The sequence below is a fragment of the Paenibacillus sp. P4_A9 genome (genome assembly GCF_056402415.1).
On record NZ_JBFUHL010000065.1, the window covers coordinates 1 to 22,041 of the forward strand.

A 22,041-nucleotide genomic window follows, 5' to 3' on the forward strand; every position below is an offset into this window, starting at 1 on the left:
TAGCAGCTCTGGCTGGTGTTGATGTTGAACAATACGAAGCAGCCATTGTGGATGGGGCCAACCGCTTAAGACAGCTGTGGCACATTACGCTGCCATCGATTCGCAGCACGATCGTTATCCTGCTCATCCTGCGGATGGGAGATATTTTAGATAATGGCTTCGAGCAAATTTTCCTTATGCTGAATCCTTTGAACAGGGATGTGGCGGAAGTATTTGATACCTACGTGTACATGATGGGGATCACACAAGGAGCGTTTAGTTATAGCACAGCTGTTGGCTTGTTTAAAGCCGTCATTGGCGTCATCTTGGTACTTGGTGCGAACTGGACAGCGAAAAGGTTCGGACAATCTGGCATTTACTAAAACGAATACTATGGGTAAAGGAGGAGAGAGGTTTTGGCAAAGCAATATAAGAGCGTTCCCGGAACCATCTTCGATGTAAGTAATTATATTGTTCTTGGTGTCATTGGCATCGTGGCCATTCTGCCATTTCTCTATGTTATAGCAGGTTCCTTCGCATCGGATGCGGAGCTGACGCAACGTGCGGTATTCCTGATACCGGAGACGTTTACTTTAGCGGCATATCGTTTTATTTTCTCGACGGACACAATTGTGAAGAGTATTGGTGTTTCACTTTATGTCATGATTGTCGGTACATGTGTGAACCTGTTCTTCACCGTAACGATGGCCTATGCCTTATCCAAGCGGAGCTTAATGGGGCGGAACACCGTTTTGAATCTAATTATTTTCTCCATGCTGTTTGGCGGTGGACTCATTCCAACTTATCTTGTCGTTCGCCAGCTGCATATGTTGGACACCTTTTGGGCGTTAATGATTCCTGGCGCGATTAGCGCTTTTAACTTGATTATTGTCAAAAACTTTTTCCAAGAGCTCCCGCCAGAATTGGAGGAAGCAGCCAAAATCGACGGCTGTACAGAACTCGGTCTTCTCTGGCGGATTGTATTGCCGTTATCGATGCCTGTACTGGCAACCTTCACGTTATTTTATGCCGTCGGCCATTGGAACAACTTCTTCTCAGCTTTGCTGTACATCAACGACCCGGCCAAATGGCCACTGCAAGTGATGCTCAGACAGATTGTGTTGCTGTCACAGGCTGCAGCTGGAGATCTCAATTCCATGGATCCGAATTTCGTGAAACCGCCCGAGCAATCCATCAAGATGGCTGTTATCGTCGTGGGTACCATTCCAATTTTGTTTGTCTATCCGTTCCTGCAAAAGCATTTTGCTAAAGGGGTCTTGATTGGTTCAGTCAAGGGGTAACGGATTCAGATAGAGGCAAGTCCATATTCTAAGGGAGGTATGTTAGATGAAGAAAAATGCAAAAAAATGGGTAACTGCAGCAACCGTAGGCACAGCAGTCATGACAACCGTCGTTGGTTGTAGCAGTGGCAATGGAGGAACAGCAACACCTGCGTCATCCGCTACTGCGACACAAGCGGCTACACAGACAAAGGCTCCTGAGAACTTAGCTCCGCTTGATCTGAGCATCATGCTTCCTATCTTCAAAACGAATTTCCCGAAGGACGATGGTCCAGTTACGACAGAAATTGAAAAGAAAACTAATACGAACATTCACCTAGAGTGGGTGCCGAACGCTTCCTACACAGATAAATTCAATATTACGTTGGCTTCAGGGAAGCTCCCTCAGATCATCTACGTTGGTGATGTGAAGAACCCGAGTTTCGTGAACGCAGCCAAATCGGGCGCATTCTGGGAAATTGGGAAATATTTGAAGGATTATCCGAATCTCAGCAAAGCGAATCAAGTTATTATGAACAACTCGTCGATTGATGGGAAAAACTACGGTATTTACCGTGGACGTGCTTTGGGTCGAAATGGCATTAACTATCGCAAAGATTGGTTGGAAGCTGTCGGTATGCAACCACCCAAAACGATTGATGATTTCTACAATATGCTCAAAGCGTTTAAAGAGAAAGATCCCGACAAAAACGGCAAGGATGACACATATGGCATGGTTTTGGTCAAATGGACGGGGCAATGGGCAAGCAGCTTTGATATCATGAAGCTTTGGTTTGGAGCGCCGAACAAATGGGGCGTTGTGGATGGCAAGCTCGTACCTGAGTTTCAAACCGCAGAATACCTCGAAGCGCTTAAATTTATGAAAAAGCTATATGATGAGAAGTTGATCAATCAAGATTTCGCCGTATTTGATTCAGCGAAGTGGAACGATCCCATTGCCAACAATCAAGCAGGGGTTATCGTTGACGTAACAGACAATGCCGCACGTATGGATGATAAAATTCATGCAGCGCTTGCCAAGGATGGCAAAGATAATCCTAACATTCATTATGTTGATAATATGATTGGCGTCACTGGCAAAAATGGCTTGAAAGCACTGCCTACCTCCGGATTTGCAGGTATTCTGGCCGTTTCGAAATCTAGTGTGAAAACAGAGGAAGAGCTCAAGCGCATATTGAAATTCTTGGATCAAATGAATGAGCCTGAGCTTCAAACCTTAGCTGGCTACGGTATCGAAGGCAARCATTATACGAAGGATGGCGACGCGCTTGTGGTGAGTAAGGATACGGCTCTTCTCGAATCGGAAGTGGAAGGCTTGAACCAAATGCTGCCATTTATCCCGGAAGATCGCGGTTTGAAAGTGAAGCAAACACCGCTTCGTCTGCAAACGACGAAGATTCAAAAAGAAGCAGAAGCGAACATCGTAGCAAATCCAGTTGAGCCATTCATTTCCACGGTTTACTCGCAAAAAGGCCAACAGCTGGATAACATCATCAACGATGCACGTATTAAATTCATCGTTGGTCAAAGTGACGAAGCAGCATTGAAAGCAGCGTTCGAAACTTGGAAGAAATCAGGCGGGGATGATTTGGTGAAAGAAATGAACGATCTGTATGCAGCTGCGAAGAAATAAAGTGGAGAAGCCGTGTCTGGGGACACGGCTTTTTATTTAGTTAGGAGGGAAGCGGGGGACAGCCCAAGTTGTACGCTTACGGACATAAAAGGCACTATTTGATCGAAAATAGTAGGTATTAATAAGTTGTGGATCATGGAAGCTTAACCAAGAAGTCGGAAAAGTGGTGTAAATTCACTGGGATTTAACTTCCATCTTTACCCTAATCGTTATACGCTCAAAGGTGAAGTCTTCGCTCCAAACTAAACTTTCGAACGGTTGGTGAGAGCATGTTACGAGCTATAAAAGAAGGACTAGCCAAAAGATTAAACAATACGATTGGAGGTCAAAGACGCTTTTACAAAAAGAGTCTGATCACGATATTTATCGTCTCGGGTATTCCTGGACTTTTGATGGGGGTGCTCGTTTATTGGATGGCAGGGGGGCGCGTGGAAAGCGAGCTTCTTCAGCTGCATTATCGGCAAATTGAACAACGGTCCCAAAATATTGATGACCAATTAGGCAATCTAGAGCTGCTGCTATCCCATTGGGCGTTTGACAATAAATTCGACTATAGCCTGAACGGATATGATTTTGTCCGAAATTTMGAACGCACACAGGATATCACACGCACACTTATTGCTATGCAGGGCTCGAATGCGATGGTGAAGCATGCGGAATTGTATGTGGGTGGGAATAGCTCTGTTTTATTCAACCCTGAATATATGAAGATGGATGAACGTACAGCCGCAACGGCCACCAGATATGATCCTCTGATCCACGGTCAACATACGACCTATTGGACGCAGTGGTCATTTGATGCAAATCGCCCTGAGAATAAGGATCTAACACTCGTTCATCAAATTCCCGGTGGAAGCTTGAAACCGTTTGGTGTGTTAGTGTTTCGTTTTGATAGTCAAAAGGTGGCGAATATGCTCAATACACTGACGCCATATGATGGCGGGGAGACGTTTCTGATTCAGAATGCGGGCGAGCTATTCGTTTCGGCGAACGGCAACACGTCAACTTCTCCGTTTGTGGGCGCTCTTCGTGAGAAAATTGCTTCTTTAGGCGGCAAAAAAGGCTCCTTTTTCATAGATTGGAAAGGCTCCACCTATACGGTTTCGTACGGCAGCTTAGCCAGAATTTCAGATGATTGGACGTTCGTATCCGCGTCGCCGATTTCGAGTATCACGTCGCCCGTGGTCTTTATTTCCAAACTGATTATCACGGTAAGCCTCGCCGTATTGCTGCTTGCGGCATTGCTTGCATGGCTGGCATCTCGACGCATTTACTTGCCTGTGAAAAGGCTTGTTGCGATGCTGGGGGGAAGCTCGTCCCATAGTCAACAGTGTGATGAATTCACATTATTAGAATCACAATGGATGCAAATGCATAATGAGAGCTTGGCGCTGAATACGAAGCTGAGCGAACAGCTTCCCCACCTAAAAGACAGCTTCTTGCATCAACTACTCCAAGGATATTTGAATGCGTATTCAGAGGAAGATTTACGCCACCGGATGGAGCGTTTTAAGTGGGATTTGAAGAATAAACAATTCGTTGTCCTGTACGTCCAGTTAATTGGAATGACAAGTGTGGAAGGGAACTTCCGGCTCGGGGAAGAGGGACTTGTCACCTTTGCAGCCGTGAATATGATTGAGGAGCTGGCTTCTCAGTACGTTGATCAAAGTCATACCCTTAATTTTCAYGATCTAACAGCAGGCATCTTGCTTATTCTTCCTGAGGGTCAAACTTATTCGGAGGTATGCCAAGCTTTTAGCGAAGAGTTGAAGCAATCGATCAATCGTATTTTGAAAATGAGAATGACGATGGCGATTAGCCGACCCGTAACGCTGATCTCTGATGTACCTATCGCATTTGAACGAGCGAAGCAAGCGGTTAGCTATCGCTACTTCGAGAATGTGAACCAGATTATCGATATGGAGCATGACAATTTTGCAGGAGATGAAGACATGGAGTTGCAATATCCGTTTACTCAGGAGCGAGAGCTCATTCAAGCTTTACGGACTGGAAAAGAAGGGGAAGCGAGCGAATTGCTAGTGTCTTTCCTGGAGGTTTTAACCTGCAAAGGGGCCAAAGAAATTGAGGTACAGCAAGGAATGCTGCATCTGCTTGGCAATGTTCAGCATGCCATTATGGTGTCCGGGATTAACCCGAATCGCCTCTTTAAAGGCGCTAATTTATATGAGCAGCTTTCCCAGATTCGGGAATCCTCGAGAATTCTTGCCTGGTTTCAGGAAAAAGTGCTAAGGCCTTTCATGAAGGAGATGTCAGGGCGTTCCGATGCCCAAGTGAAACGCATTATAGAACAAGCCATGATTTATTTGCAAATGAATTATAGACAGGATATTTCGCTTGATAATTGTGCGGAACACACGGGGACGAATCCGTTCTTCTTAAGCAGATCCTTCAAGCAAGTGACGGGCAAAAACTTTATTGATTATTTAACCGAGCTGCGCATTGATAAAGCTAAAGAACTGCTTCGGGAATCGGAAATGCGGATTAACGATGTCGCCGATCAAGTGGGTTACCAGCATACGTATTTCAATCGAATTTTCAAAAAATTAGAAGGCATGACGCCAACGCGCTATCGAGAGCTCAGTCGAACTTCGTAAGCAACAATGTATTATACCGCCAAAAAAGTGCAAACAGCCCGATCGCAGCTTAGCAATAATGTCCGCTTGTTCGCAAGAGATCCTCTTCCTACAATAGGGCTAGATGTGAAAAGGAGATGATCGCTTGGCTTCAGATCTGGCAATTAAGCTGCGTTGGTTAAACAAAGAGGCCTCTAAACCTGTAGGCATAACATGGGGAATACCTTGGCGCGAGGGAGAGCTTGGGCGGGCGGAGTCCTTGCGTTTGGAAACGGATGACGGCCAAGGAGCTGTGCCGGTGCAAAGTTGGCCGACCGCTTTCTGGCCAGATGGCAGTGTGAAATGGTCTGCTCATGCGGCAGCCATTCAACCTGGATCAGATGAGGGGTTTGCCATTCGAAAAGGCAGGGGTCCCGATTCCGATCACCGTATTCTCGTAACGGAAACGGACGATACCATTACCCTGGATACAGGGGTCATGATCTGCACATTAGGCAAGCAAGGCAAACAATGGCTTCGCAGTATTGTTCGGGATGGCAATGAGATATGCCGCGGCGGCGAGCTGATCTGCTTGAAGGAAGCGCAGAGTGAGGCGTCTGGCGTACGGACCGTTCGTGAAGAAGCTTACGAAAGTCGTGTTCTGCGAGCTGTTGTTGAACAAGACGGACCGATCCGGGCTGTCGTGAAGCTGGACGGCAGGCTCCGCTCGACAACGGGCGCAAGAGCGTGGCTGCCTTTTACACTACGAATGTATGTGTATGCGGGTCAAGAAACGATAAAACTTGTGCATACGTTTCACTACGATGGGAATCCACATGAGGATTTCATCAAAGGTTTAGGCATCCGCTTTGCGGTTCCGATGAGAGGGGCACAGTATAATCGACATATCCGTTTTGCAGGTGATCGCGGTTATTTCAGCGAGTCGCCGAAGACTCTGCACACCCGTCGCACGAAAGGGAAGTATAGAGAGCTATTTGAGCGTCAAACATTGGGCGAGTTAACCACATTTGACCCCGCTGAAGATGCGTATTTCCTGGGGCTGTTGGATGATTCAGCGACATGGGACAGCTTTAAACTTGTTCAGGATTCCTCTGAGCATTATCGGATTTGGAAGCGGACGAAGGCAGGCTGCAGCTGGGTCAAAGTGACGGACGGTGCACGCGCTGGCGGTTTGGGCTATGTAGGCGGTGAGGGCGGCGGCTTAGCGGTGGGGTTGCGCAACTTCTGGGAGAAGCATCCATCTAGCTTTGAGGTACACGGTACAGCGGAGTCGGAAGCTGCGTTTACGATCTGGTTTTGGTCCCCCGATGGGACATCCATGGATCTTCGCCATTATGATACAGAAACACACGTGGAATCCTCGTATGAAGGAGCGGAAGAGCTTCGGGCAACCCCCTATGGGATTGCGAATACGAGTGAATTGTTGCTCTGGTGTACGCGTGAGACGCCAGATACGGAGCTTCTTCAGCACATGCAGGCGGAAGCGCAAAATCCTTCCCTGCTCATTTGCGAGCCGGCGTATTATCACGAGTCGGGTGCTTTTGGCTACTGGAGCTTGCCGGATCGAAGCCATCCCGTGAAAGCTCAGTTGGAGAATCGACTGGACGGTATTATTGCCTTTTATAAAGAGGAAGTTGAGCAGCGGAAGTGGTATGGCTTCTGGGATTATGGCGATTTCATGCATAGCTACGATCCCGTTCGGCATGTGTGGAATTACGATTTAGGCGGTTGTGCTTGGCAAAATACCGAGCTTGCGCCTAACATGTGGCTTTGGGTCATGTTCCTCCGTACAGGGCGAGCGGATATCTTCCGAATGGCGGAAGCGATGACGAGACACACAAGCGAAGTGGATTTGTACCATTTCGGCGAATATGCGGGACTCGGCTCCAGGCATAATGTCGTCCATTGGGGCTGCGGCTGCAAGGAGGCTCGGATCGGGATGGCAGGTCTGCATCGCTACTTCTATTATTTGACCGCCGATGAGCGGATTGGAGATATCATGGATGAGGTACGTGATTCCGATTTCACGACGGTGAATTTGGATCCGATGCGCGCGTATTTTCCAAAGGATGAGCATCCCACGCATATCCGAGTAGGACCGGATTGGGCGGCTTTCAGCTCGAACTGGATGACGCGTTGGGAGCGGTATGAGGATACTTCGTATCGGGATAAAATCTTGGTTGGCATCAATTGCATTAAGGATGCGAATTATGGCCTCATTTCCGGACCAACCTACGGGTATGATCCTAAAACAGGGGTGTTGTCGCCGCTGGGTGATGATAACTGGGGAAGACATTTGGCCATTTGTATGGGTGGACCTCAAGTTTGGTTTGAGCTTGCAGGCATGTTGAAGGATCCAGAGTGGGAAGTCATGATGGCGGAGCTCGGCGTGTATTATAACCAAACACAGGTGCAGAAGGATAAGCTGACCCACGGTCAGATTTCCACGAAGAATTTCGAGCATCCAGTGCTTAGTGCAGCGATCACAGCGTATGGAGCATTTTATAAGCAGGATGATGAGACAGCGGAGAAGTGTTGGTTCATTTTGCTTGGAAGCTCATTTGCTAAGGTTGATCTTCAGCAGGAGGCTTCCATCGTTACGCATGTGGACACCTTGCAAGAGATTGATTGGATGAACACCAATGAGGCTGCGCAATGGTCATTGAATACCATTATCGCACTTGAGCTGATATCAGATTGGCTTCCCCAATAGACGGGTTTTAGGAGGAATTAGCTGTGGGATTTATTAGCAAAGAGCCTAATCTAATTGGCAAAATAGACATTAGTGCGGCGGGTCCGCGCTGTAAAATGCTCCTAGGCGACCTGAACAGAGACGGCCGTATGGAGATGCTGCTGGTGCATCCTGACAATCGACAGGATGTTCGCTATATTCCCCATCAGGTGCAATGCCTGACGGCATTTGATCTGGAAGGAAATCTGCTGTGGCAGACAGGCAAGCCAGATTCGGGTGCAGGGAGTGCGGGATCGGACTATCCCGCTCAAATCGCTGACATCGATGGCGATGGTCAGTTAGAGGTATTATGCGTGATGGATGGGCGGTTTCTCATCCTGAACGGAGTTAATGGCGAAGTGAAGGCTTCGCACGAGCTGCCGCATGAGCATGCGCATGATTGCATCATCGTAGCAAATTTGACAGGTGGCGATTACGCCAGTGACATCATCCTGAAAGACCGCTACCACACCATGTGGGCGTTCGATCGTCATTTTAATTTATTATGGACGCACGAAGGGAATCCTGGGCATTTCCCATGGGTATATGATTTAGATGGTGATGGGAAAGACGAGGTTATGGCTGGTTATGATTTGTTGGACCATGATGGTCAGAAGCTATGGAGCTGTCAGAATCTCGAGGATCATGCCGACTGTATCTGGGTCGGGGATGTGAATGGCGATGGACAGCCAGAGCTAGTGATCGGCGGTAGTGTAACAGTCATGTATGATCGATTTGGTGTGGAGCTGTGGCGCTATGAGGGTTCCATTGAATCGCAGCATATCGCCCTAGGCAGGTTCAGGAGTGATAAGCCAGGGTTGCAAATAGCAGGGTTGGATCGTCTTGTTCGTGAGGATGATGGGAAGGGTTTGAAAGGGAAAGATGCCCTATTTCTCTTGGATAGTGAGGGTCAAGAAATTTGGAAGGAAGACCGCCAAACCGATGGTTGGCTGACAATTATCGAGCCTCTCCGGGGGTGGGAAGCAGGTTCCGCGGATCTGATACTTGCTTTTCGTAGAGGTGGCGGCTTGTGGCCGTCCTTGTATGATGGTGATATGAATGTTGTTGTTGAATTTCCGCTAAACGGTTATGCCGTACATGCCGATGTATATGGTAGTGGGACAGAGCAAGTGATCATTTATAATGATGAGACGGCCGCTATTTATGCAAGTGGGCCGATTTCGTTGGGTGAAGGACTGTCCGGTACACAGCTGCCGCAGCCCAAACGCTTGTCCAGCTCAACCTTATATCCCGGCGGCGAAATTCCGTTGTGAGAAAACCTCTATCGATCCATTCAAGATGAGCGATCGTGTTTAGAAAGGAAATCTACGATGACACACGCATTTAAGTTCGATTTCGGGGTAGAGAACCCGGAGTCAGGATACACCAAAATTACACCGCAAGATGAGTATGAGAAATCGGTTGGATATGGCTTTAGCAGCGTGAAGAATGTTCATGCCAAAGATCGAGATGAACCTGGCTCGTTGCGCAGAGATTTTTGTATTCCGCTGGATACTTCATTTCTGGTGGATGTCCCTGACGGGACCTATCGCGTTTCGATCCTATTAGGCGATGAGATCGCTGAAACAGAAACGACGATCACCACGGGTGAAGGAAGGCTTGTGCTTCATAAGCAGCGTACTTCAGCGGGGCATTTTGTCCGTACAAGCTTCTCTGTATGGGTTACGGATGCACAGCTTAAGCTGACGTTCACGGGCAGAGCACCGCGCATCAATGCGTTGGAAATCGAGCCTGCGCCAGCAGCTTGCACGCTATTTCTAGCAGGGGACTCAACCGTGACCGACCAATCGTTGGATGGGTATCCGTATGCGGGGTGGGGACAAATGCTCCCACTGTTCGTCAAAGCAGATGCGGCGGTAGCCAACTATGCGCTGTCGGGTCGCAGTTCACTAAGCTTTATTCGCGAAGGTGTCTTGGATACCATTTGGAGCAAAATCAAGCCCCATGATTACCTGCTCATCCAATTCGGTCATAATGATCAGAAGCCTGATGAAGCACGATTTACGGAGCCTTTTTCCACCTATAAGGAAACACTGAAAATATACATCGATGGTGCGCGTGAGCGTGGCGCGTATCCGATTCTGGTCACGTCCGTGCAGCGGCGATTCTTTGAGGAAGATGGTACCCTGCGCGATACGCATGGCGATTATCTGATTGCGATGCGAGAGCTGGCCTTGGCCGAAGAAGTGCCTTTGATCGATCTTGCTGCTAGCAGCAAGACCTTGTTTGAAGCATTAGGGCCAGAGGGAACCAAGCGGTTATTCATGTGGCTGGCGCCAGGCGAATTCATGAATTTCCCGGAAGGTGTCGAAGACAACACCCATTTCCAGCAGCAGGGCGGGATCGAAGTAGCGAGGCTTGTGCTCGCTGGGTTGAAGGACTTGAAGCTGCAGCCGCTAAGCTTGTATTTGCGGTGATGTATGGACATGAATGGAGAAGGAGCTAAGCGACGTATTTTCGCTTAGCTCCTTTGTTTTTTTGCGAAAACGAATGCCTCGCACAGTAAGGGTGAAAAACACACTTACAGATGTGAAAAAGAGGGTCCCCCGCCACAAACATGGCTTTTGAGTCACCCTCTTTTTCTTGCATTGAGACTACTGAATGTTAATCGTCGTGATCACGGCCCCTGTACCTTGCAGGGTAATCGCATGATTGGCAACTAAATTTGTAATGTTCCCCGTGATCGTTACGCTCGAAGACACATTGTACGTGGTCGTTACGTTACTGCCATTCGTTCCTGTTTGATTGATGGTGATTGTTGCAATTTTGCCTTGATTCGTAAAGGTTACACTGTTAAAAGTCCCTGAAACACTGAAGTTCTGATTGTTACCGTTGGTGAGTTGCGTGACTTCGGCATAGATGGCCGAATTATTATAGGAGCGGATTTTAACAATGTCACCTTGCTGAAGCGCTGATGCGCTAACGGAAGCTCCATTGCGATAGACGAATGCCTTATCATTCAAAGTAATGGCCTGCGCTTGATTGCCGCTGACGATCAGGATGACATTATTCGATGCAGAAATGAAAGTGCCGGTAAGTTGTGTAATGGTCGGAAGCGAGGAGGAGGTTCCATCTGCACGTTGGCTCACCTCGGCATGGAGGACAACACCGTTATAGTAATGCACCTTAATGACATCACCTGGCAGGAGGACACCACTCGTTGTTTGAGTACCATTCAAGTAAACGGATGTGTTTGCGTGAAGCTGTAAGCTGTACGATTGACTGCCACTCGTTAGTGTGAGTAGGTTATTGTTAACCGGCCCAACAATGGTTCCCGTCATTTCGCCCGTTGTCGTCACGGGTGTAACACTTTTGGTGACTTCAATAACAGCTACGTAATTGTTATATACGTAGGATGTCAGGACATCGCCAACCTGCAACGAGGCTAAGTTCGTAAGTGTGCCATTTTTGTAAACGATCGCGTTACTGTGGAGTGGATATCCTTTAATTTCGTTATTCGTCCTAAGTAGGAGTACATTATCACTGGTCGGGAAAGCCATTGTACCAGAAACAACATTATTGTAATTGGTTGGTGTTCCAACCGTTCCAACAGGCTGTGTCACTTCAACATAGCTGACGCCATAGTTGTAAGAGCGTGTGCTTACGATATCACCAATTTGTATGCCTGCGGCCGTCGTTTGCGAGCCGTTTCGGAAATAGAGCACAGTGCTATTAAGCGGAAGTGAGATGGTTTGTGAAGCACTCAAGAGGGTGATCGTGTTACCCGTGACAGGAGCGGCCACCATGCCGGTTTTCACACCGATGGCTTGTGTGGGAGTTGTTGGATTGGTTGGGTTACCGCCATTGGGGTACGTGACTTCGATGTAAATGACGTTATTATCGTAGGAACGGATCTTTAGAATATCTCCTGTTTGCAAAGCGGATGGACTCACTTTAGCGCCATTTCGATAAATAAACACATTGGGATCAAGTGTGACATTGGTGTTTTGGTCGTTACTTCGAATGGTCAGTATATTGCCATTCACGGGTGCTAGTACAGTACCTGTAACGAGCCCATCAATGCTGTCCGGCAATTGGTTGCCTGCGCGATCTAATAACGCGGCAATTTCCGCGCGAGTAACGAGCCGTTTGGGGCGGAAGGTATTGTCCTCGAAACCATTCACGAGTCCTTTGTCGACGGCTACTTTGACATATCCAACGGATCCAGCAGGCACGCTAGCTGAGTCGGAAAGGGGAGTTTTGCGTTCATATTGGCTTCAGCTTCATCCTGAAGCTTCAAAGCTTTGACTAGGAGCGTTGTCGCCCACAACCGATCTGCTGGTTGATTCGGGTTGACGTTCGTTTCGGATTCAGCGAATAGATCGTTCTCTAATGCGACCGCGACGTAACCAATGGCCCACGAAGGCACATTCGCTGCATCATGGAAATTCAGTTTAGTCGCCTTTTCCTCATCGGATTCTGCTTGATCACGCAACCCCATTAACCGAACAGCAGCCGTAATGGCTTCGATGCGAGTGACCGTTTCTTGCGGTTTAAAGGTGCCATCTGGATACCCATCGAAAATGCGTCTAGAAACGAGACTCATGATGTACCTTACAGCCCAATCAAAATCTTTGCCCTTTATATCTTTGAAGTCAAATTTGATTTCTGGTTTTGGGCGTTTGTCGGACATGGAGCGTGAATTGTTGCTGTGATTGTTTTCTTTGTGGTCATCGCGACCGTTCTGAGCGAAGGCCGTTGTCCCCATTCCCATTACGAGTGAGATGGCGAGTGTGGGGACTAGCAGTTTTTTCATACGCGAATGCTTCATCTTTTTCTTCTCTCCTTAATAAAATAAATGAGTAGAAAATTGCGATTATGCGGTGCGTGCTTGAGTCGGTAAAGCTTATTACAGTATTCGGAATTAGATGGGTTTTTCTGGGTGTTGGTTGTTAAAAAAAGGAAATAATTATTCTTCTGTTGTCAAAAAGAGGATTGCAGCGTTTAGCCTGGGCCAAATATGAGTGCGCAACCGCGCGTCTAGCTGATCTGACACGCTGAAGCTGGATTTTCCAGCTACAAAGCCGCGCAGCTAGCTGATCTGTCATGCTGTAGCTGGATTTTCCAGCTACAAAGCCGCGCGTCTAGCTGATCTGACAMGCTGAAGCTGGATKTTCCAGCTACAAAGCCGCGCGTCTAGCTGATCTGACACGCTGAAGCTGGATGTTCCAGCTACAAAGCCGCGCGTCTAGCTGATCTGACACGCTGAAGCTGGATGTTCCAGCTACAGTGCCGCGCAGCTAGCTGATCTGACAAGCTGAAGCTGGATTTTCCAGCTACAAAGCTGCGCGTCTAGCTGATCTGACACGCTGAAGCTGGATGTTCCAGCTACAAAGCCGCGCAGCTAGCTGATCTGACACGCTGAAGCTGGATTTTCCAGCTACAAAGCCGCAACGCTAGCTGATCTGACACGCTGAAGCTGGATGTTCCAGCTACAAAGCCGCGCAGCTAGCTGATCTGACACACAGCGCCCCCGCGGTGTCGCTCGATCGCTTCCATCACTTAATACCATTAGCTTGGTTGCGCCTTCGCGAACTAGCGTCTTTTTATTAGTGGATTTTCAGAGATTCCGCGGCATACTTCGGTCTTATTTCCAAAAAAAATTAATATATTTTTCTTAAAACACTCTTGATTGAGAAGGAAAATAAACCTTTATGAAGTAAGTAATAGAAAAGAAATATTTCAATCAATTCATTCTAGCCTACTGGTCATTCACCCGTCCCAATTCCTAGCATAGTATGAAGGAAGGTGGTGATGAAAAGTGACAAATACAATTGAGGGCTGGATAATTTACACGTTGTGGGGTATTTTTGGCTTCATGTTGATTGATTTTCTTATTGCGTTCTTCAAAACCTTTTGGGCAGGCTCCGTTGGTCCTACACTCGTGCTAGGTTATTTGAAAGATGTCCTATACTATGTGCTGCCACTGACGGTTCTATTATCTATGATTTCATTTGATCCAACAGGCTGGATTATCGTGATTTTTTATTTCATTTGCGGTCTCGCTGTGATGGTCAAGTATGTGTTGGATATCATTAAAAGATTCCAATAATCTAACGGAGGCCCTGCATGATGCAGGGTCTTGATTGAAGCCCATTTCATAGGGAAATTCAAACTTTATCATATGAAGGAAGTGTAGCCATGAGGAGATATCAATGGATTAGATGGCGAAAGTTGATCCTCTGGCTGACAGCCATTGCCTTGATTTTCGGGGTGTTATGGATCGGTGGGCCAACCTATTGGAGTGTCGCGTTTAGTATTATCGGCCTACTGTTGAACCTGGTTATGGCTATGGCCTTTATGATCATTCAGTTTGTAGCGCTCTTCTGGTTCCTAGCGCGAGGACGAACGTATTGGCTTCTGCCAGGAGAGACGGGCTCCACCTGGGATGATTACCGTGGTAATCCTGAAATTGTGGATAACGCGAAGCGAATTGTTACCCTGCTTAAGGGTGTCAAGGAGTTCAAGGAGATGGGCGGAGAAGCGATTCGCGGACTGCTGCTCTGTGGTCCACCAGGTACTGGAAAGTCATATTTAGCACAGGTTATTGCCAATGAGGCGCAAGTCCCTTTTGCCTACGCATCAGCACCAAGCTTTCAGAATATGTTCTTCGGCGTCGGTAACCTGAAGGTCATGGGTATTTATAAAAAAGCACGTAAGCTGGCGCGCGTCTACGGCGCATGTATCATCTTTATTGACGAGATTGATGCTATCGGGATGAGCCGACAAGGCGGCGGTGGCATGGGTATGGGTGGTATGATGGGCATGGGCGGCGGTTCTGGCCTGCTCAACGAACTTCTTCTGCAAATGGACCCGCCCAATATAGATAACTCTAAAATCGTGAAAATGCTGCGCTCGCTCGGTCTACGCCGTAAAAAAGCAGAACGGCCGCCCGTGTTAACAGTAGCAGCTACCAACTTGCCAGATGTACTCGATTCTGCCTTGCTCAGGCCGGGCCGCTTCGATCGGCAGCTCTGGGTGGATGTCCCTGACTATGACGGTCGGGTGGATATTTTCCAATACTATCTGAAGAAAGTAAAGCTGGACGAAACACTCACCGCGGAAAAAGCGGGTCTCGACTCCATTGGATATAGCCCTGCACAAATTAAACATATTGTTAACGAGGCAGTCGTTATCGCACATCAACGTGGCGCTCAGGCAGCCAGTTATGAGGACTTCCGTGCCGCGATGGAGACCTATGAGTGGGGCCTCAAACAACCGCTCCGCTCCATGCGAGATGACGAGAAGCGAAATGTGGCTTATCACGAAGCGGGTCACGCGGTGGCGCAGTTCCTGCTTAAGCCTCACGAACGTGTTTGGAAAGTCACCATTGTCAGACGAGGCGGTGCGCTGGGGCTTTCGGCTACAAAGGAGACACACGAGCGGTATAACCGCAGTGATTCTGAGATGTTAGCAGAAATTCAGGTTTGTCTGGCTGCCCGTGCGGTTGAGGATGAATTCCTGCACAAGAAATTAAATGGTGTTACTTCGGACTTACAGCATGCAACCCAAATTGCAGGTGCGTACCTGGGGATGCTCGGAATGGGCGACGAACTGTTCAGCTTCTTAGCGGTAGGTTCGCGCACGGATGGTCTCAAGGCGCTTCGCCCACAGATTAACGAGTTGCTCAAAGAGCAGATGCTCGAAGTGAAGAAGCTCGTGCTGGATTATACGGATTTCGTTCATAAGATTGCGGAAGAGCTGTTGAAACGTGAAGATTTGACCGGTGATGAAATTGAAGAGATCTTCACAGAGCTTTATGGTGACACCAAGGCTAGGGCCATCGAGGTTTTCCCTACTGCGCCTCCGCAAAAGCTTACACTTGAAAAACCATTAGTCGACGACATGGAAGAGGATCTTAAGGATTCGTAATGAATAGGAATCTCCGTCGGTAAATTGCCTCCTTTTTGGCTATAGTGGTCAGAAGGGGGCAATTTGTATGGCAAAAGATCGAAAAATGCGATCTAGAGACAAAAATCAAAGGGGAATTCGATCATGGATTATGATGCTATAGTGGTTGGAGCAGGACTCGCTGGTTTAGTGGCAACGGCAGAGATCGCGGATGCTGGCAAAAGGGTGCTGCTCTTGGATCAAGAGCCGGAAGCATCCTTTGGTGGACAAGCCTGGTGGTCATTCGGCGGTTTGTTTCTTGTTAATTCACCCGAGCAGCGCCGTTTAGGCATTAAAGATTCGCAAGAGCTAGCCTGGCAGGATTGGCAGGGGTCAGCAGGCTTTGATCGCGAAGACGACGAGGACTACTGGGGACGCAAATGGGCGGAGGCCTATGTCGAGTTCGCTTCTGGTGAAAAGCGTGAGTGGCTGCATGCGATGGGGATACGCTTCTTCCCGGTTGTCGGCTGGGCAGAACGCGGAGGCTATCTGGCAGAGGGGCATGGAAACTCCGTACCTCGATTCCACATCGTGTGGGGAACAGGGCCAGGCATTATCGCCCCGTTTGAACAACGCATTCGAGCGCATATGGCCAATGGCCTTGTTGTGTACCAACCACGTCATCGTGTGAACGAGCTGCTTCAAAGCGGAGGTGCCATCACCGGCGTTTCAGGCTCTGTGCTTGTGCCTAGCTCTGCCGCTCGCGGGGAAGCGAGCTCGCGTGAGGTGATTGGCGACTTTGAGTACCATGCGCAAGCGGTTATCGTAAGCAGTGGCGGTATTGGCGCTAATCATGACTTGATTCGCCAATACTGGCCAAGCCGGCTGGGCGAAGCTCCCAAGCGTATGCTCTCTGGCGTGCCGACTCATGTCGATGGACGCATGCTTGCCATTACGGAGCAATCCGGAGGCCGGATTGTGAACCGTGATCGGATGTGGCACTACACGGAAGGGATCAAGAATTGGAATCCCGTGTGGCACAACCATGGTATTCGAATTCTTCCAGGACCATCCTCACTCTGGTTGGATGCGCGAGGTCAGCGATTACCAGCGCCTAACTTCCCTGGATTTGATACATTAGGTACGTTAAATGCGATCCAAAAATCGGGGTACTGTTATTCATGGTTTATTTTGACCCAGAAAATAATTGAACGTGAATTCGCACTTTCCGGCTCCGAGCAGAATCCAGATTTGACGGGGAAAAGTATACGTAAAGTGTTGGCTAGAGCATTGCCGGGAGCAATGGCGCCTGTGCAAGCTTTTATGGACAAGGGAGAGGATTTCGTTGTTGCTCCGAACTTGGCTGAGCTTGTCGCCGGCATGAATGCGTTGACGGAGGAGAAATTGCTTGATTTTGCCCATATTGAACGGCAAATCAAGGCGAGGGATCGAGAAATCGAGCACACCTTTACCAAAGATCTACAAATCACAGCCATTCGAGGCGCTCGTAACTATATTGGTGATAAATTAATTCGAGTCGCTAAACCGCATCGTCTGTTGGATCCGAAGAATGGACCGCTCATCGCGGTGCGATTGAACATTGTGAGTCGCAAAACCTTGGGTGGACTGCAAACGGACTTATCCGGTCGTGTACTGAATCAAGCGGGAGAGGCTATTCCAGGTTTATATGCTGCCGGAGAGGCATGCGGCTTCGGTGGCGGCGGTCTTCACGGGTATCGCGCGCTGGAAGGTACGTTTCTCGGAGGCTGCTTATTTACCGGTCGAACAGCGGGACGAGCAGTGGTGAAGGCATGGAATAAGCTGTAGCTGCAGAAAATAGCAACCTGAGTCGAAGATTATCGATTCAGGTTGTTTCTTGTACCTTGGGGCATTGGGGCACTTTACCCGTCTCAGGGTCCTTTTTTATTTGCTGAACGATCCAATGATACTTGCTTGTCGCTATATTGCAATATTTGTAAGCAACATGCGATAGTAACKTGTGTTAAAATGGGAAAATCGGCTTGAAATCAACAGGTATGAGGTGAACCATTTTTGCTGCAATTATCATCCTATAAAAGAAAAACTGTTTTCTCCACGGTTCAAAGTTTCCTGCATGTCGTTCTGAGCAGCCATAAGCTGACGTTGTATACGTTCGTTGCTATCCTGTGGAAGTCGCAGCTTTTGCTGGCAGCATTGCATGCGCCAGACAATGCCGGGATCAATATTGGCAAAATGTATTTTACAATTCCACCAGTCCTCTCGCATTTTATGTTTATTTTGTTTGTTGTTGCCTTTGGACTCCTTTTCAAAAAGCGAGGCCGCCGCATCTATTTGGTTGGTATTCAGGTGCTGTTTAGCTTGCTTTTGTTTTGTGATTTAGTTTATTACAGAGCGTATGCAGCGTTTCTATCGCTTCGCTTCATTGTTCATCCAAATGGATTTAATCCACTTGATTATAATCTTTGGACGTTTATACGTCCGTTTGATTTATGGTTATGGGTTGATCTCGTGGTGATTGTTGYGATTGCGCTTTTCAGTAATAGCAACTCTTCGATCATTTCACGCCGAAGTGAACGTAGAAGGCAGCCGATCCTAGCTATCACGCTGATGTTACTAGCTGCAGGGATTGTTACCTATGACCATTACCRTATTGATGTGAAGGATACGACTAACGGCGAGATGAGGTTCTTTAATTTGAGTTGGGCACCTTTTCAATCTATGTCAGATATGTCACCCATTGGTTATCATCTATATGATGGATTACGTCTTCTCGGTGAAGCGAAAAGCATCAACCTTGCCGATCAAGAAAGCGCGGAGGTGCAGGATTGGCTTGCACATAATGCGGAAGGTTTGCCGGATAATAGCTACAAGGGGAAATTTCAAGGGAAAAATCTGATCGTCATTCAGGTAGAATCTTTAGAAAATTTCGTTATTGGTCAGAAGGTTAACGGACAAGAGATTACGCCGAACATTAACCGTTTATTAGGTAACAGTTTGTATTTCACTAACTTTTATGAGCAGGTCAATAATGGGACGAGTTCAGATAGTGATTTACTGACGACTACTTCGGTATTTCCAGTTCGATCGGGCGCGAATTTCTTCCGATATCCAACCAACACGTATAATTCGCTTCCAAAGCTAATGGAGGGCATGGGCTATCAAACGATTTCCACGCATTCAGAACCCGCGGGGAGTTGGAACTGGGTCGAGGCCCATCACAATATCGGGTACCAAACGAGTTGGGATCTAAGGAAGTACAAGGTAGATGATACCGTAGGACTTGGCCTGTCAGATGAGTCTTATCTCAAGCAGTTAGGCGATAAAATGGCTGTAGTTCAATCCCCATTTATGCTTCATGCCATTACATTATCCAGCCATGGGCCTTTCGATTTACCAGAGAAAACCAGGGAGCTTCGTCTAGACCCAAGCTTAGATAAGACGATCATGGGAGCTTATTTCCAAGCAATTAACTACACAGATAAACAGATTGGCGCATTCGTAGACAAGCTGGATCAATTAGGTTTGTTAGATCAATCGGTTGTCGCCATTTATGGTGATCATACAGGTGTGCATAAGTACTATCAGGACCAAGTCGACGCGATTCCATCTTTGGAAAATGAAGCATGGAGAACGCATACGCTGCAACTTCCTTTCATTGTTTACAGCAAAGGGATGGATGGAGAGGAGATTCCCACGATCGGTGGGCAAATTGACACTTTACCGACGCTTGCCTACCTAATGGGTGTTGATAAAGCGAAATTTGAATCAACAGCGATGGGGAAAATCCTTGTAAATACGAATAAAAATTTCACAATTCTCAACGATGGAACACTCGTTGGCGAGCCGCGGGATGCAGAGAAAGATCATATTCTGCGTTCGTTCCAAATCGCTAGTTGGCTGCATGAGAGCGATTATTTTGCAAAATAGAAATTGAAGAGAAGAGCTAAGCATATGCTAATTATAGTATCTTAAATATGTGTAATTAAAGTAAAGAATGAGACTTTTTAGTCTCATTCTTTTTCTTTGTGTACAGGTAATGTGAAATTTGGGGTTAATATTAAAATATGTACTAATATTGAACATTGGTGAATTCATAAATATAAAATGGCAAAAAACGACAAGTTTCCATCAAAATCTATGGTATTATTTTATTGTTCAATTTTCATTTTCAAAAATACCATAATCTTTTTAGGAAAGGAGTAGGTGCTTTATGTCAATGTCTCAACTTTCTGACTATGTATTTATGGGATCTTTGATTATATTAATTGTCGCAGTTTTTGTATACGGAGGTTCAAGCGGTATCCATCCTCGTAGTGGTGCTCACACTGTTACTGATTCGTCTTCAATTATTGATTTGCARTTGGATGACAAACGAAGAAACAACTCCAATTATACGAAAAGCTCGATTCGGATTATTAAAGCCCCTTTATTCTGGATAGGAATATTAGGGACAATCGTATCAATTATATTAACAAAATTTTAATAATTGCATTTATGCTGTGGTGCTTAGCGACTAAGGGCTTATGATTCAATAAAAGCCAATACAAAAGAGGCGTACCTTTATACAAGGTACGCCTCTTAATTAATTAGATATTACTTCTACTTTGTTTACATATCCAGAGGCTGTCCACAAGTAGAGAAACTACTTGTAAACAGCCCCATATTTGTTCCTTCATTACCTATTTCACTTCAGAAAGAAGGAATTTATCGTTTACTTTTTTCGTCGTATACGTAACGCCATCTTTTGTTGTGAACTTCACGAGTTCAGGCGTGTTCGCTTTATCAAACGTGATTTCTTCTTTCTTTGTCGCCAAAATATTGGAAGTAAAGTACGATTTGGTGTTAGTAGCGAATGAAGCGCCTGCTTTCGTTTCCGTTACATAATGATTCGTTAAGATATCTACCAACGAAGCGTCAATGTAGCTGGATAGAAACTTCTTTGCTGTTTCTTTGTCTTTCGCAGCAATGGGGTTAACGATGAAAGCGCCATCTGCTGATTTGGCTTCAGCGAACAAGTAATCTACTTTCTCGCGTGCAATTCTAGCAGAAATATAGCCTGTCATGTTCGTTGCATCTTGCGATACAGCAGTGGTTGCTTGTGGAGCTACGGTTGCTGTAGCAGCTGGGGTTGGTGAAGTTGCAGAATCTTTGGACGTACATGCCGCGCCTGTTACTGCCATCGTAAGTATAAGAAGCCCTGCAGCCGTTTTTTTCAATGTCATTTAGGTACACCTCATCATTATTTATGTACTGGCTTATATTGTTAAAAAATCCGAATTCTATGTTAATAGGATTGCCAGCAAGATAGAAATATAAACGATTAGGTTGGGAATTGCAAACGTATAGTAACGAATATGCTGCTTAGTAATCATGGAAACGCTTGTAATTGTGACAGTTTTCGAGTGATGTATGCTAGTGAATTTCAAATTATTGGATTTTAAGTACTGACTTTGGCCGGTTCCCTCTACTATTTTCAAATAAATGGATGAAATGACGTTAAATGCGTCTATTATTTGTCTAAATTGCGACTTTATCGACTAAGCTCGGCCAGCAAAGGTGCAGCTGCATATCGTTCGAGTAGCAGAGCCGCTCTGAAGCTGGATATTCCAGCGTCAGACTGATGGTTTGAGTAGCTGAGCCGTTCTGAAGCTGGAAAATCCAGCGTCAGACTGATGGTTTGAGTAGCTGAGCCGCTCTGAAGCTGGATAATCCAGCGTCAGAATGATGGTTCGAGTAGCTGAGCCGCTCTGAAGCTGGATAATCCAGCGTCAGAATGATGGTTCGAGTAGCAGAGCCGTTCTGAAGCTGGAAAATCCAGCGTCAGACTGATGGTTTGAGTAGCTGAGCCGCTCTGAAGCTGGATAATCCAGCGTCAGAATGATGGTTCGAGTAGCTGAGCCGCTCTGAAGCTGGATAATCCAGCGTCAGAATGATGGTTCGAGTAGCAGAGCC

At 47.0% G+C, this 22,041-nt stretch carries 14 protein-coding genes; 11 read left to right on the plus strand and 3 right to left on the minus strand.

Annotation, left to right across the window (positions count from 1 at the left end; genetic code table 11):
• The 7 genes from AC1DVJ_RS25560 to AC1DVJ_RS25590 all read left to right on the plus strand — a co-directional run.
• Positions 1–362, plus strand: a 362-nt coding sequence (locus AC1DVJ_RS25560; protein WP_477594692.1) for an ABC transporter permease subunit, incomplete at its 5' end; no start/stop codon positions are given.
• A 33-nt stretch (positions 363–395) separates the two neighbouring features.
• A complete protein-coding gene (locus AC1DVJ_RS25565) occupies positions 396–1,280 on the plus strand; it encodes a carbohydrate ABC transporter permease (RefSeq protein ID WP_477594694.1) in 885 nt (294 codons plus the stop codon).
• A 46-nt stretch (positions 1,281–1,326) separates the two neighbouring features.
• The gene (locus tag AC1DVJ_RS25570) at positions 1,327–2,913 is read left to right on the plus strand and encodes an extracellular solute-binding protein (RefSeq protein WP_477594696.1); all 1,587 of its coding nucleotides are present in this window, start codon (positions 1,327–1,329) and stop codon (positions 2,911–2,913) included.
• 269 nt (positions 2,914–3,182) lie between these two features.
• On the plus strand, positions 3,183–5,528 hold the full coding sequence (locus AC1DVJ_RS25575; protein WP_477594698.1) for a helix-turn-helix domain-containing protein: 2,346 nt from the start codon (positions 3,183–3,185) through the stop codon (positions 5,526–5,528).
• 124 nt (positions 5,529–5,652) lie between these two features.
• Entirely contained in the window at positions 5,653–8,220 is a 2,568-nt protein-coding gene (locus AC1DVJ_RS25580) for an exo-rhamnogalacturonan lyase family protein (RefSeq protein ID WP_477594700.1), read from the plus strand.
• 95 nt (positions 8,221–8,315) lie between these two features.
• Entirely contained in the window at positions 8,316–9,512 is a 1,197-nt protein-coding gene (locus AC1DVJ_RS25585) for a hypothetical protein (protein WP_477594718.1), read from the plus strand.
• 57 nt (positions 9,513–9,569) lie between these two features.
• Positions 9,570–10,676: a rhamnogalacturonan acetylesterase gene (locus AC1DVJ_RS25590; RefSeq protein ID WP_477594702.1), complete on the plus strand. Its 1,107-nt coding sequence runs from the start codon at positions 9,570–9,572 to the stop codon at positions 10,674–10,676.
• A 177-nt stretch (positions 10,677–10,853) separates the two neighbouring features.
• On the opposite strand, the gene AC1DVJ_RS25595 is transcribed toward AC1DVJ_RS25590, so the two are convergent.
• Positions 10,854–12,434, minus strand: coding sequence for an S-layer homology domain-containing protein (locus AC1DVJ_RS25595; protein ID WP_477594704.1), 1,581 nt, complete (start codon positions 12,432–12,434; stop codon positions 10,854–10,856).
• Complete coding sequence (locus tag AC1DVJ_RS25600) at positions 12,401–13,030, minus strand: S-layer homology domain-containing protein (RefSeq protein WP_477594706.1); 630 nt, start codon at positions 13,028–13,030, stop codon at positions 12,401–12,403. Before AC1DVJ_RS25600 ends, AC1DVJ_RS25595 begins: the two co-directional genes overlap by 34 nt.
• A 990-nt stretch (positions 13,031–14,020) precedes the next feature.
• Between AC1DVJ_RS25600 and AC1DVJ_RS25605 the strand changes: the two genes are divergently transcribed.
• The 4 genes from AC1DVJ_RS25605 (at position 14,021) to AC1DVJ_RS25620 (ending at position 20,016) form a co-directional block, all read left to right on the plus strand.
• Positions 14,021–14,311, plus strand: coding sequence for a hypothetical protein (locus tag AC1DVJ_RS25605; protein WP_477594708.1), 291 nt, complete (start codon positions 14,021–14,023; stop codon positions 14,309–14,311).
• A gap of 89 nt (positions 14,312–14,400) precedes the next feature.
• Positions 14,401–16,131: an AAA family ATPase gene (locus AC1DVJ_RS25610; protein ID WP_477594710.1), complete on the plus strand. Its 1,731-nt coding sequence runs from the start codon at positions 14,401–14,403 to the stop codon at positions 16,129–16,131.
• A gap of 123 nt (positions 16,132–16,254) precedes the next feature.
• Entirely contained in the window at positions 16,255–17,916 is a 1,662-nt protein-coding gene (locus AC1DVJ_RS25615) for an FAD-binding dehydrogenase (RefSeq protein WP_477594712.1), read from the plus strand.
• 225 nt (positions 17,917–18,141) lie between these two features.
• On the plus strand, positions 18,142–20,016 hold the full coding sequence (locus AC1DVJ_RS25620) for an LTA synthase family protein (RefSeq protein WP_477594714.1): 1,875 nt from the start codon (positions 18,142–18,144) through the stop codon (positions 20,014–20,016).
• A gap of 752 nt (positions 20,017–20,768) precedes the next feature.
• Here AC1DVJ_RS25620 and AC1DVJ_RS25625 read toward each other — a convergent pair.
• Positions 20,769–21,311: a hypothetical protein gene (locus tag AC1DVJ_RS25625; RefSeq protein WP_477594716.1), complete on the minus strand. Its 543-nt coding sequence runs from the start codon at positions 21,309–21,311 to the stop codon at positions 20,769–20,771.
• Positions 21,312–22,041: the final 730 nt, after the last annotated feature.